Source organism: Pseudomonas sp. GW823-FHT03E05 (genome assembly GCF_058796855.1).
This window is the reverse complement of record NZ_JBXAJB010000003.1, coordinates 87,978-100,183: the sequence shown is the minus strand read 5'-3', so window position 1 is coordinate 100,183 and position 12,206 is coordinate 87,978. Positions and strand designations below refer to the sequence as shown.

Genomic DNA, 12,206 nt, shown 5'->3' with positions numbered 1-12,206 from the left:
CCTTAATGAGCCCCCATGACGAATATGTTGCAGTGAAATGGCGGTGGAGCCTTGGTCAGAGCGGGGTTCCGATCAGCACGTGGGACGGTGAGAACTGCACCTGGACAGTCGAGGATTCCTTTAACTCCAGGGTCTTGAGCAGCAACGGCTCGGCCAGGGCGCACAACGTCTGACCATTGGGCAGGGCAATTCGCACCTCGCAGGGGCCGTCCTCGGCGTCGAGAATCTGCTCGATCGTGCCCCTCAGGCAATTGTGTCCAGTTGTTACTTGGGCGCCCGCAGCTTGTACGTCCAGCCAGCCAGCCTTGATCAGTGCCACCACTTCGGTCCCCGGCAGCAGTTCCAGGCGCAGGGTGCTGTCGTGGGTGATCTGCGCCTGGAGTTGCAGGCCCTCGGGCAGCTCCAGGACGATCAGGTCGTTGCAGCCCTGGCTTTCGAAAGCCCGGACCTTGCCATGCAACTGATTGCGCGCGCTGGTGCGCAGCATCAGGCGGCTGAGCAAGTCGAGGTCGCTGGTGTCTTCCGCCGCTTCCAGTACCTGGGCCTGCAGAGCTTGCAGGCGCTGGTAAAGACGCAGCACCCGCTCGCCCTCGGCGGACAGCTTGGCGCCGCCGCCGCCCTTGCCGCCGACGCTGCGCTCCACCAGCGGGCTCTGGGCCAGGTTGTTCAGTTCGTCGATGGCATCCCAGGCTGCCTTGTAGCTCAGGCCGGCGCTTTTTGCCGCGCGGGTGATGGAGCCTTGTTCGGCGATGTGTTGCAGCAAGGCAATGCGTTGCGGGCGGCGGACGATGTGCTGGGTCAACAGAGTGGGCAAGGACATGGCGGGGGCGCTTTGAACACTGGGGTGGGACTGGGAGTTTGCGGCTTGGGCGACGAGAGTCAAGTCAGTCGCCGGTGCCGGGGCTTGGGGTCCTGGCCAGGCAGTAGATATCCACCCGACGGGCACCGGCGTTGATCAGCAAACGGGCCAGGGCCTGGGCGGTGGCGCCGGTGGTCAGGACATCGTCCACCAGGGCCAGGTGTCGTCCTGCAACCTGGGCCTGATCTGCAAGGGCGAAGGCCTGGCGCAGGTTGCGCTGGCGGGCCCGGGCATCCAGGCCCTGCTGGGCGGGGGTGTCTTGGGTGCGCAGGAGGAGCTTGGGTTGCACCACCAATTGCAACGAAGCGCCCAGCCACTGGGCCAGCATGCCTGCCTGATTGAAGCCGCGCTGGCGCAGCCGCCTGCGGGACAGTGGCACCGGCAGCAGGCAATCAGGCCGCGGCAGGCCTTCATCGAAGCGATAGTGGAGGAACTGGCCGAGAAGTTCGGCCATCAGCCGGCCAAAAGGCCATTTTTCATGGTGCTTGAAACGGCTGATCAGGCTGTCCACCGGGAAATCGTAGCGCCAGGGTGCGATCACCCGCTGAAACGCCGGCGGCTCTTGCAGGCACTGGCCACAGGTGAGGCCGGGCCCAGGCAGGGGCAGGGCGCAGACTGAACACTGGGCGCCGAGCCAGGGCAGCTCGTCCAGGCAGGGAGCACACAGGGCCAGGGCCGAATCGCTGGGTTCGTCACACAATAAACATGACTGATTGTTTTTTAACCAGATGTAAACCGGTACTTTGTATCTGGGTTGACAGTGCATGACTCTTCCTTAAATATGCCGAACATCCGTGTCGCGGCTGTGGGCTTTCCTGCCCCGCACCGCTTGCCAAGCATAATCAAGGAATCGCCCATGAGCGCCAGCACCACCGCCACCCTGCGTCATGACTGGACTTTGGCTGAAGTCAAAGCCCTGTTCGTCCAGCCGTTCAATGACTTGCTGTTCCAGGCGCAGACGGTGCACCGCGCGCATTTCGACGCCAATCGGGTCCAGGTTTCCACGCTGCTGTCGATCAAGACCGGCGCCTGCCCGGAAGATTGCAAATATTGTCCGCAGTCCGGTCACTACAACACCGGCCTGGAAAAGGAAAAGCTCCTTGAGGTGCAGAAGGTCCTGGAAGAGGCCGCCCGGGCCAAGGCCATCGGTTCTACCCGTTTCTGCATGGGCGCGGCCTGGAAGCACCCTTCGGCCAAGGACATGCCCTATGTGCTGGAGATGGTCAAAGGCGTGAAGGCCATGGGCCTGGAAACCTGCATGACCCTGGGCCGTCTCGATCAGGACCAGACCGAGGCGCTGGCCAAGGCCGGCCTGGACTACTACAACCACAACCTCGATACCTCGCCGGAGTTCTACGGCAACATCATCACCACCCGCACCTACAGCGAGCGCCTGCAGACCCTGGCCTATGTGCGTGACGCGGGCATGAAGATCTGTTCCGGCGGCATTCTCGGCATGGGCGAATCCCTGGATGACCGCGCCGGCCTGCTGATCCAGCTGGCCAACCTGCCGGAGCATCCGGAGTCGGTGCCGATCAACATGCTGGTGAAGGTGGCGGGTACGCCGCTGGAAAATGCCGAAGAGGTAGACCCCTTCGACTTTATCCGCATGCTCGCGGTGGCGCGGATTCTCATGCCGCAATCCCATGTGCGGCTATCGGCCGGCCGTGAGGCGATGAACGAGCAGATGCAGGCCCTGGCGTTCTTCGCCGGCGCCAACTCGATTTTCTATGGCGACAAGTTGCTGACCACCGCCAACCCGCAGGCCGACAAGGACATGCAGCTGTTCGCGCGCCTGGGCATCCAGCCCGAAGCCCGCGAAGAACACGCCGACGAGGTGCACCAGGCCGCCATCGAACAGGCCCTGGTGGAGCAGAAAAGCAGCGAGCAGTTCTACAACGCCGCCGTCTGACCTTCTGCCGTAGGAGCCGGTTTGCCGGCGAATCTCGCGAGCCTCATGGATTTCGCGTCGCCTGCTTCGCCGGCAAGCCAGCTCCTGGCGATGAACTGTCCGTAAGCCAACATCGAGGCCTGCATGTCTTTTGATCTCGCCGCGCGCCTTGCTGCCCGCCGTGCCGAACACCTCTATCGCCAGCGCCCGCTGCTGCAGAGCCCCCAGGGGCCGCAAGTGGTGGTCGACGGTCAGCCATTGCTGGCCTTTTGTAACAACGACTACCTGGGCCTGGCCAACCATCCGCAAGTGATCGAAGCCTGGCGCTACGGTGCCAGCCGCTGGGGCGTGGGTGGTGGTGCTTCCCATCTGGTGATCGGCCACAGCACGCCCCATCACGCCCTGGAAGAGGCGCTGGCCGAACTCACTGGCCGCCCTCGGGCGCTGTTGTTTACCACCGGGTACATGGCCAACCTGGGGGCGGTGACGGCGCTGGTGGGGCAGGGCGATACGGTGCTGGAGGATCGTCTCAACCACGCGTCGCTGCTTGATGCGGGGCTGCTTTCCGGCGCGCGCTTCAACCGCTATCTGCACAACGATGCGCACAGCCTGGCCAAGCGTCTGGAAAAGGCCACCGGCAATACCCTGGTGGTCACCGATGGGGTGTTCAGCATGGACGGCGATGTCGCCGACCTGCCGGCCCTGGCTCGGGCAACCAAGGCCCGTGGCGCCTGGCTGATGGTGGACGATGCCCATGGTTTCGGACCGCTGGGGGCCAATGGCGGCGGGCTGGTGGAGCATTTCGGCCTGGGGCTGGATGAGGTGCCGGTACTGGTGGGCACCCTGGGCAAGGCTTTCGGCACCGCCGGGGCCTTTGTCGCCGGCAGCGAGGATCTGATCGAAAGCCTGATCCAGTTTGCCCGGCCTTATATCTACACCACCAGCCAGCCGCCAGCCCTGGCCTGCGCCACCCTGAAAAGCCTGGAGCTGCTGCGCAGCGAGCATTGGCGGCGCGAGCACCTGGCGGCCTTGATCCGTCAATTCCGCCAGGGCGCCGAGCAGATCGGCCTGCAGCTGATGGACAGTTTCACCCCGATCCAGCCGATCCTGGTGGGCGACAGTGCTCGGGCCGTGCGTCTGTCGCAGATGCTGCGTGAACGGGGAGTCATGGTCAGCGCCATTCGCCCGCCTACCGTGCCGGCCGGCAGCGCGCGGCTGCGGGTGACCTTGTCCGCGGCCCACAGCGAGGCCCAGGTGCAGCTATTGTTAAGCGCGTTGGCAGACTGTTTCAGTGAACTGCAAGCGGAGCCGAGCCATGCGTGATCGACTGATTCTGTTGCCGGGCTGGGGCTTGGGCGTGTCGCCGCTGGAACCTCTGGCGGCGGCCTTGCAGGGGCTGGATGAACACTTGCGGGTGGAGATCGAGCCCTTGCCGGAGTTGACCTCCAGCGACCCGCAGGACTGGCTGGACGAACTCGATGACGCCGTGCCGGACAATGCCTGGCTGGGTGGCTGGTCCCTCGGCGGCATGCTGGCTTCGGAACTGGCGGCGCGCCGTGGTGAGCGCTGCTGCGGCCTGCTGACCCTGGCCAGCAATCCCAGTTTTGTCGCCCATGAACAATGGGCCAGTGCCATGGCCGGGGAAACCTTCGACGGCTTCCTGGCTGGCTGCGCGACCGATCCGCGAACCACCCTCAAGCGTTTTGCCTTGCTCTGCGCCCAGGGCGCCGCGGACACGCGAGGCCTGTCGCGGTTGCTCCTGAGCGGCGCGCCGACCACGGCGCCGGCGGTGCTGATGGCCGGGCTGGAGTTGCTGGCGCAGTTGGATACCCGCGAAGCCTTGCAAGGCTTTCGCGGGCCGCAGTTGCACTTGTTTGCCGGGCTCGATGCTCTGGTGCCTGCCGAGGCGGCCGGTGAATTGCTGGCCTTGCTGCCGGATATTGAAGTTGGCCTGATTGAACACGCCAGCCACGGATTTCTCCTGGAGGACCCCCATGGAGTGGCGGGAGCGATCCAGGCTTTCTTGCATGAGTCCGGTGATGACTGACCTTTCTCTGACTGCCTTTCCCGGTCGCCTGCCTGACAAGCGCCAGGTCGCGGCTTCGTTCTCCCGCGCGGCGGCCAGCTACGACAGTGTCGCGGAGCTGCAGCGTGCGGTCGGGCAACAATTGCTCAGCCGTCTGCCCCCGGGCCTTGAGCCACGGTGCTGGCTGGACCTGGGCTGCGGCACCGGGCATTTCAGCCGGGTGCTGGGGCAGCGTTTCAGTGCTGCCCAGGGGCTGGCCCTGGATATTGCCGAGGGCATGCTCAATCACGCCCGGCCTTTGGGTGGCGCGGACCATTTCATCGCCGGGGACGCTGAACGCCTGCCGTTGCAAGGCGACAGTTGCCAATTGATCTTCTCCAGCCTGGCGGTGCAGTGGTGCGACGATTTCTCTGCCGTGCTCAGTGAAGCGATGCGGGTGCTCAAGCCGGGCGGCGTGCTGGCTTTTGCCAGCCTGTGCGTGGGTACTTTGCAGGAACTGCGCGATAGTTGGGCGCAGGTCGATGGCCAGGTTCACGTCAATCGCTTCCGTGAGTTCGAACGTTATCGACAGCTGTGTGAAGCCAGTGGCTTGCAAGTGCGCAGTCTGGAAAAGGCGCCCCATGTCCTGTATTACCCGGATGTGCGCAGCCTGACCCATGAGTTGAAAGCCCTGGGCGCGCACAACCTCAATCCCGGACGCCCGGGCGGCTTGACCGGACGGGCGCGGATCGCCGGGTTGATCGATGCCTACGAGGGTTTCCGACAGGCCAAGGGCCTGCCGGCGACTTATCAAGTGGTCTATGCCGTGCTGGAGAAACCGCTATGAGCCCTGCCTACTTCATTACGGGTACCGATACCGATGTGGGGAAAACCACCATTGCGGCCGGCTTGCTGCATGCGGCGCGTCTGGCCGGCCTGAGTACTGCTGCGGGCAAGCCGGTGGCTTCGGGTTGCGAGCTGACGGCCAAGGGCCTGCGCAACGCCGATGCCCTGGCATTGCAGGCGCAGTCTTCGTTGCCGTTGGCCTATGCAGAAGTGAATCCGGTTGCCTTCGAACCGGCCATCGCCCCTCATCTGGCAGCGCGAGAGGCCGGGGTGGCGCTGACCGTGCAGTCGCTGTTGACGCCCATGCGCCATCTGCTGGCCAAGGGCGCGGACTTCACGCTGATCGAAGGCGCGGGTGGTTGGCGGGTACCCCTGGCAGACCAGGACAATCTGTCGGATCTGGCCATGGCGCTGGGGTTGCCGGTGATCCTGGTGGTGGGCGTGCGTCTGGGTTGCATCAATCATGCGTTGCTGACGGCCGAAGCCATCGCTCAGGACGGCCTGCAACTGGCGGGGTGGGTGGCCAATATCATCGATCCAAAGACCTCTCGTCTGGAGGAAAACCTCGCAACCCTGGCCGAGCGCTTGCCGGCCCCGTGCCTGGGCAGGGTGCCGAAACTCAAGCCGGCCAGCGCCGAGGCGGTGGCCGAGCATTTGCAACTGGATCTGCTGGACTAGATTTTGCCTATTGCAAGGCATATTGCCATTAGTGTTTTTGACGGGTGTTTTCTTGACGGGTCTGCTTCAATGACACCTGTCACTCATTCTCAAGGTCGAGTTCTCCCATGCAAATCTCCGGGAACACCGCTTTCTACGCCGGGCTGAACGCTATCCAGACCGGGCAGAATCGCGTCGATCAAGCCGCCGGCCAGATTGCCAGCACTGCAGTTGAACGCTCTGCCGGCAGCCAGTCGTCGGATGTTCAGGTTGACCGCCTGCGCGCTGTGGATCGCAGCCAGGAATCGGATCTGGCCAGCAGCATGGTGGAGATGTCCATGGGCAAGATCCAGGCAGAACTGGGCGTCAATGTCGCCAAGGCCTCGGATGAAGTCCTCGGCACCCTGATCGATACCTACGCCTGATTACCCTCTGCAAAAGCCCGGCCTCCCAAAGAGACCGGGCTTTTTCATGCCTTTTCTGTTGATAGCGGCTCTCGCTGATTCCTTTCCCTGACTGATTGCCGGTGCGTCGGCTCCTACACTTCATGGCAGTGCCGTGGGTGTTCGCCTGCGTATGCATTTTGTTTCGATGACGAAAGGCATTGGCGCGACGCTTGACAAGATTTGGGCGTAAACGTATGTTTCAAACAACTGTTTGACCGCTATAAAAACTCAACGCGGTTGTTCATTCCCGGTTACATCAGCAGAGGTTTATCGCTATGCCTGACTACAAGGCCCCCTTGCGTGATATTCGCTTCGTTCGTGACGAGCTGCTCGGCTATGAGGCGCATTATCAGAGCCTCCCGGCTTGCCAGGACGCCACTCCGGACATGGTTGACGCCATTCTCGAGGAAGGTGCCAAGTTTTGTGAGCAGGTGCTGGCTCCGCTGAACCGTGTGGGCGACCTGGAAGGTTGCACCTGGAGTGAATCCGGCGTTAAGACCCCTACCGGCTTCAAGGAAGCCTACAAGCAATTCGTCGAAGGCGGCTGGCCAAGCCTGGCTCACGACGTTGAGCACGGTGGTCAGGGCCTGCCTGAATCCCTGGGCCTGGCGGTCAGCGAAATGGTTGGCGAAGCCAACTGGTCGTGGGGCATGTACCCTGGCCTGTCCCATGGCGCGATGAACACCATTTCCGAGCACGGTACTGCCGAGCAGCAAGAGGCCTACCTGACCAAGCTGGTGTCCGGCGAGTGGACCGGCACCATGTGCCTGACCGAGCCGCACTGCGGCACCGACCTGGGCATGCTGCGCACCAAGGCCGAACCTCAGGCCGATGGTTCCTACAAAGTCACTGGCACCAAGATCTTCATCTCTGCCGGTGAACACGATATGGCCGACAACATCGTCCACATCGTTCTGGCCCGCCTGCCGGACGCACCGGCCGGTACCAAGGGTATTTCGCTGTTCATCGTGCCCAAGTTCCTGCCTAACGCTGATGGCAGCGTAGGCCAGCGCAACGCCGTGAGCTGTGGTTCCCTGGAACACAAGATGGGGATCCACGGTAACGCCACCTGCGTGATGAACTTCGACGCGGCCACCGGTTTCCTCATCGGCCCGGCGAACAAAGGCCTGAACTGCATGTTCACCTTCATGAACACCGCGCGCCTGGGTACCGCTCTGCAAGGCCTGGCCCATGCCGAAATCGGCTTCCAGGGCGGCCTGAAGTACGCTCGCGATCGCCTGCAAATGCGCTCCCTGACTGGCCCGAAAGCGCCGGACAAGGCTGCCGACCCGATCATCGTGCACCCTGACGTGCGCCGCATGCTGCTGACCATGAAGGCCTTCGCCGAAGGCAACCGGGCAATGGTCTACTTCACTGCCAAGCAGGTCGATATCGTCAAGTACGGTGTGGATGAAGAAGAGAAGAAGAAAGCCGACGCACTGCTGGCGTTCATGACTCCGATCGCCAAGGCGTTCATGACTGAAGTTGGTTTTGAATCCGCCAACCACGGTGTGCAGATCTATGGCGGCCACGGCTTCATCGCCGAGTGGGGCATGGAGCAGAACGTTCGCGACAGCCGTATCTCGATGCTGTACGAAGGCACCACCGGTATCCAGGCACTCGACCTGCTGGGCCGTAAAGTGCTGATGACTCAGGGCGAGGCTCTGAAAGGCTTTACCAAGATCGTCCACAAGTTCTGCCAGAACAACGAAGGCAACGAAGCCGTCAAGGAATTCGTCGCACCCCTGGCTGCACTGAACAAAGAATGGGGCGAGCTGACCATGAAGGTCGGTATGGCTGCCATGAAAGATCGCGAAGAAGTCGGCGCGGCCTCCGTGGACTACCTGATGTACTCCGGTTATGCCTGCCTGGCCTACTTCTGGGCCGACATGGCACGCCTGGCGGCTGAAAAGCTGGCGGCCGGCACCACCGAAGAGGCGTTCTACACCGCCAAGCTGCAGACTGCGCGTTTCTACTTCCAGCGCATCCTGCCGCGTACCCGCACTCACGTTGCAACCATGCTTTCGGGTGCCAACAACCTGATGGACATGAAGGAAGAAGACTTCGGCCTGGCTTACTAAGCCCGACCGCAGTGGTTCGAAAAGCCGTTCGCCCCTTGGGGCGAGCGGTTTTTTTATGCCCGCAGAATCTTCATGAAAATTCCCGACTAAATCGCTAAGCAGAAGCGATTTCCTGCCGTTAAAGAGATGGCAATGTGATGTCCATCACACCGCGTGTGCTTAACTTCAACAAATGAAGGCACAATGCCATTCATTGATCAGCCGGGTCGGAGTTTTACCCTTGCCGCGTTCTTTCGCTGTACGTTTCAGTCACTTTGTACCGTCTTTACTGCTTCTGCTTGCGGGGCTGGCGGCCGCCTACGTCAAGGACCTCAACGTCTTCTTCACCTCGCTGTTCAACGTGCTGCCAACCTTGGTGCTGTTGCTGGGCGGGGCGTATTGCGCGGTGTATCGGCGCCAGCGCGAACTGTTCTTGATGGTCACCGTGTACATCGCCTATTTCCTGCTGGACACCCAGACCGACTATTACCGGGACAACGGCAGGGTCCGGGAAGACGCGGCGGTGGTGTTCCATCTCTGCTGCCTGTTGCTGCCGCTGTTGTTCGGCCTGTTCGCTGCCTGGCAGGAGCGCACGCACCTGTTCCAGGACATGGTGGCGCGTTTTGCCGTGCTGCTGGCCTTCGGCAGTGTGGCTCTGGGGCTCGAGCAGAGTTACCCGCAGGCTCTGCTTAACTGGTTGGCGGAGATCCGCTGGCCGGCCCTGCATGGCAGTTGGATGAGTTTGATCCAGTTGTCGTATCCAGTGTTCTTCGCAGCCTTCCTGCTGCTGGCGATCCAGTACTGGCGCAGCCCGCGTCCGCTGCACGCGGCGCAGCTGGTGGGGCTTCTGGGGCTGTTCTGGATGCTGCCCAAGACCTTCATCCTGCCGTTCACCCTGAACATCATGTGCAGCCAGGTGATGCTGATGATCGCTGCTGCTGTCGCCCACGAGGCCTACCAGATGGCGTTCCGCGACGAACTGACCGGACTGCCGGGGCGCCGCGCGCTTAACGAGCGCATGCAGCGCCTGGGGCGCAACTATGTGCTGGCGATGACCGACGTCGATCACTTCAAGAAATTCAATGACACCCACGGGCACGATGTGGGCGACCAGGTGTTGCGTCTGGTGGCCAGCAAGCTCTCGAAAGTCACCGGGGGCGGCCGGGCCTACCGTTACGGAGGCGAGGAGTTTGCCGTGGTGTTCGCCGGCAAGACCATGGACGAATGCATGCCGCATCTGGAGATGATTCGCGAGATCATCGCCACCTACAACATTCAACTGCGTAATCAGGACAACCGCCCTCAGGACGACCAGCAGGGTCGCCAGCGTCGCGGTGTCGCTGCCGCGTCCAGTGTCTCGGTGACCATCAGTATCGGCGTCGCCGAGCGGCTGGCAGAGCACCGGACTCCGGAGGAAGTGCTCAAGGCTGCAGACCAGGCGCTCTACAGCGCCAAGGGGGCGGGGCGTAACTGTGTCATTGCATTCGGGCAGAACCGCCGCGGTGCGGTGCGCATGGATACAGCTGCGGGTTGAGTGATGATGGCGCATTCAGCGCCTGCACAGTCATTGGCAGGCTGAGGGCGGCGGCAGTAGGTTGGTCTGATCTGCTGCCGGAGAAACCACCATGCCCGAGTATCAAGCCCCCTTGCGCGACATGCGCTTTCTGATCGATCACGTCTTCGACTTTCATGCCAGTTACGCGGCGTTGGGGGCCACTGACGCCAGCCCGGACATGGTCAGTGCCATCCTCGAGGAAGGCGCGAAATTCTGCGAAAACGTCCTGGCCCCGTTGAACCGTTCCGGTGACGAGGAAGGTTGCCACTTTGATAACGGCGTGGTCACCACGCCCAAGGGCTTCAAGCAGGCCTTCGCCCAGTACGTTGAAGGCGGCTGGCACGGGTTGGCCGCCGATCCGGCCTATGGCGGCCAGGGACTGCCCCACTCGCTGGGGCTGGTGATCAGCGAGATGGTGGGCTCCAGCAACACCTCCTGGGGCATGTACCCGGGCCTGACCCACGGTGCCATGTCGGCTATTCATGCCCACGGCAGCGCGGAACAGAAGCAGTTGTACCTGGGCAAGCTCACCGCCGGGCAATGGACCGGCACCATGTGCCTGACCGAAGCCCATTGCGGCACTGATCTTGGCATCATCAAGACTCGCGCGGTGCCCCAGGCAGACGGCAGCTATGCGGTGACGGGGAGCAAGATCTTCATCTCCGCCGGCGAGCACGACATGAGCGAGAACATCGTTCACCTGGTGTTGGCCAAGCTGCCGGACGCGCCGGCCGGAACCAAGGGTATTTCGCTGTTCATCGTGCCCAAGTTCCTGCTGGATGCGGCAGGTGAGGCCGGCGAGCGCAATGGCGTGAGCTGCGGCTCCATCGAGCACAAGATGGGGATCAAGGCGTCCGCGACCTGTGTACTGAACTTCGACGGTGCCAGGGGCTTTCTGATTGGTCAGGCCAACAAAGGCCTGAACTGCATGTTCACCATGATGAACCACGCCCGCCTGGGGACCGGAATGCAGGGCCTGTGTCTGGGTGAAACCAGCTTCCAGGGGGCGATCAGATACGCCAACGATCGTTTGCAGATGCGGTCGCTGACCGGCCCCAAGTCTCCGGACAAGGCGGCGGACCCGATCATCGTCCACCCTGATGTGCGGCGCATGCTGCTGACCATGAAGGCGTTCAACGAAGGCAACCGGGCCCTGGCCTACTTCACCGCCCAGTTGCTGGATGTGGCGCATCTGAGCCGCGATGAAGCCCAGCGCCAGGACGCCGAGAACCTCCTGGCGTTCCTCACCCCGATCTGCAAGGCCTTCATGACCGAGACCGGGCTGGAAGTGACCAACCACGGCATGCAGGTGTTCGGCGGTCATGGGTTTATTCGCGAATGGGGCATGGAGCAGTTGGTACGTGATTGCCGCATTGCTCCGATCTATGAAGGTACCAATGGCATCCAGGCCCTGGACCTGCTGGGCCGCAAGGTGCTGGGCAGCCAGGGCAAGCTGCTGCTGGGCTTTACCCGGATTGTGCACAAGTTCTGCAGCGCGCATGCCGAGCATCCGCAGCTCCAGGCTTATGTCGCGCAACTCGATGCCTTGAACCGTCAGTGGGGCGAGTTGACCACCAAGGTCGGCATGGCAGCCATGAACAACCCCGACGAAGTGGGGGCCGCGGCCTTGGATTACCTCATGTACAGCGGCTACATCGTCCTGGCCTATTTCTGGTTGCGCATGGCTCTGGTCGCACAGCAGCAACTGGACGCCGGGCAGGGCGACCAGGACTTCGCCACCGCCAAGCTGATCACCTGCGAGTTCTATTTCAAGCGCCTGCTGCCCCGTACGGGGGCTCATCGGGCGGCCATCGAGGCCGGCAGTGATTGCCTGATGAAGCTTCCCGCGCAGTTGTTCGCCTTGTAACTGCTAGGGCGGCACGAACA

General features: G+C 62.5%; 11 protein-coding genes. 9 read left to right on the top strand and 2 right to left on the bottom strand.

Translation table 11 applies throughout. The features are described from left to right. Positions 1 to 55 precede the first annotated feature (55 nt). Both AC1RCO_RS13410 and AC1RCO_RS13405 read right to left on the bottom strand, forming a co-directional pair. Complete coding sequence (locus AC1RCO_RS13410; RefSeq protein ID WP_492617792.1) at positions 56 to 820, bottom strand: TOBE domain-containing protein; 765 nt, start codon at positions 818 to 820, stop codon at positions 56 to 58. A 64-nt stretch (positions 821 to 884) separates the two neighbouring features. Continuing rightward, positions 885 to 1,625, bottom strand: a complete 741-nt coding sequence (locus AC1RCO_RS13405; RefSeq protein WP_492617791.1) for a ComFC family protein — start codon at positions 1,623 to 1,625, stop codon at positions 885 to 887. Between the two features lie 90 nt (positions 1,626 to 1,715). Here AC1RCO_RS13405 and bioB point away from each other — a divergent pair, with 90 nt between their 5' ends. The 9 genes from bioB to AC1RCO_RS13360 all read left to right on the top strand — a co-directional run bounded on the left by bioB (position 1,716) and on the right by AC1RCO_RS13360 (position 12,186). After that, positions 1,716 to 2,771: a biotin synthase BioB gene (gene bioB, locus AC1RCO_RS13400; protein ID WP_011063868.1), complete on the top strand. Its 1,056-nt coding sequence runs from the start codon at positions 1,716 to 1,718 to the stop codon at positions 2,769 to 2,771. A gap of 123 nt (positions 2,772 to 2,894) precedes the next feature. Continuing rightward, positions 2,895 to 4,073, top strand: a complete 1,179-nt coding sequence (gene bioF / locus AC1RCO_RS13395; RefSeq protein WP_492617790.1) for an 8-amino-7-oxononanoate synthase — start codon at positions 2,895 to 2,897, stop codon at positions 4,071 to 4,073. Further along, on the top strand, positions 4,066 to 4,797 hold the full coding sequence (locus AC1RCO_RS13390; protein ID WP_011063866.1) for an alpha/beta fold hydrolase: 732 nt from the start codon (positions 4,066 to 4,068) through the stop codon (positions 4,795 to 4,797). Before bioF ends, AC1RCO_RS13390 begins: the two co-directional genes overlap by 8 nt. Further along, entirely contained in the window at positions 4,790 to 5,602 is an 813-nt protein-coding gene (gene bioC / locus AC1RCO_RS13385; RefSeq protein ID WP_053154238.1) for a malonyl-ACP O-methyltransferase BioC, read from the top strand. Before AC1RCO_RS13390 ends, bioC begins: the two co-directional genes overlap by 8 nt. Continuing rightward, positions 5,599 to 6,279 (top strand): dethiobiotin synthase, encoded by a 681-nt coding sequence (gene bioD / locus AC1RCO_RS13380; RefSeq protein ID WP_011063864.1) that lies wholly within the window; start codon positions 5,599 to 5,601, stop codon positions 6,277 to 6,279. The genes bioC and bioD overlap by 4 nt, the downstream gene beginning before the upstream one ends. Before the next feature lie 107 nt (positions 6,280 to 6,386). Further along, positions 6,387 to 6,683, top strand: coding sequence for a hypothetical protein (locus AC1RCO_RS13375; RefSeq protein WP_011063863.1), 297 nt, complete (start codon positions 6,387 to 6,389; stop codon positions 6,681 to 6,683). A 296-nt stretch (positions 6,684 to 6,979) separates the two neighbouring features. Beyond that, positions 6,980 to 8,785, top strand: a complete 1,806-nt coding sequence (locus tag AC1RCO_RS13370; RefSeq protein ID WP_015637270.1) for a phenylacyl-CoA dehydrogenase — start codon at positions 6,980 to 6,982, stop codon at positions 8,783 to 8,785. A 220-nt stretch (positions 8,786 to 9,005) separates the two neighbouring features. After that, positions 9,006 to 10,298: a GGDEF domain-containing protein gene (locus tag AC1RCO_RS13365; protein ID WP_011063861.1), complete on the top strand. Its 1,293-nt coding sequence runs from the start codon at positions 9,006 to 9,008 to the stop codon at positions 10,296 to 10,298. A 91-nt stretch (positions 10,299 to 10,389) separates the two neighbouring features. Next, complete coding sequence (locus AC1RCO_RS13360) at positions 10,390 to 12,186, top strand: acyl-CoA dehydrogenase C-terminal domain-containing protein (RefSeq protein WP_401333013.1); 1,797 nt, start codon at positions 10,390 to 10,392, stop codon at positions 12,184 to 12,186. Positions 12,187 to 12,206: the final 20 nt, after the last annotated feature.

What these genes read in the sequence shown, in the direction of transcription:
- AC1RCO_RS13410 (WP_492617792.1), bottom strand. Translation starts at nt 820, where the DNA reads ATGTCCTTGCCCACTCTGTTGACCCAGCACATCGTCCGCCGCCCGCAA.
- AC1RCO_RS13405 (WP_492617791.1), bottom strand. Translation starts at nt 1,625, where the DNA reads ATGCACTGTCAACCCAGATACAAAGTACCGGTTTACATCTGGTTAAAA.
- bioB (WP_011063868.1), top strand. Translation starts at nt 1,716, where the DNA reads ATGAGCGCCAGCACCACCGCCACCCTGCGTCATGACTGGACTTTGGCT.
- bioF (WP_492617790.1), top strand. Translation starts at nt 2,895, where the DNA reads ATGTCTTTTGATCTCGCCGCGCGCCTTGCTGCCCGCCGTGCCGAACAC.
- AC1RCO_RS13390 (WP_011063866.1), top strand. Translation starts at nt 4,066, where the DNA reads ATGCGTGATCGACTGATTCTGTTGCCGGGCTGGGGCTTGGGCGTGTCG.
- bioC (WP_053154238.1), top strand. Translation starts at nt 4,790, where the DNA reads ATGACTGACCTTTCTCTGACTGCCTTTCCCGGTCGCCTGCCTGACAAG.
- bioD (WP_011063864.1), top strand. Translation starts at nt 5,599, where the DNA reads ATGAGCCCTGCCTACTTCATTACGGGTACCGATACCGATGTGGGGAAA.
- AC1RCO_RS13375 (WP_011063863.1), top strand. Translation starts at nt 6,387, where the DNA reads ATGCAAATCTCCGGGAACACCGCTTTCTACGCCGGGCTGAACGCTATC.
- AC1RCO_RS13370 (WP_015637270.1), top strand. Translation starts at nt 6,980, where the DNA reads ATGCCTGACTACAAGGCCCCCTTGCGTGATATTCGCTTCGTTCGTGAC.
- AC1RCO_RS13360 (WP_401333013.1), top strand. Translation starts at nt 10,390, where the DNA reads ATGCCCGAGTATCAAGCCCCCTTGCGCGACATGCGCTTTCTGATCGAT.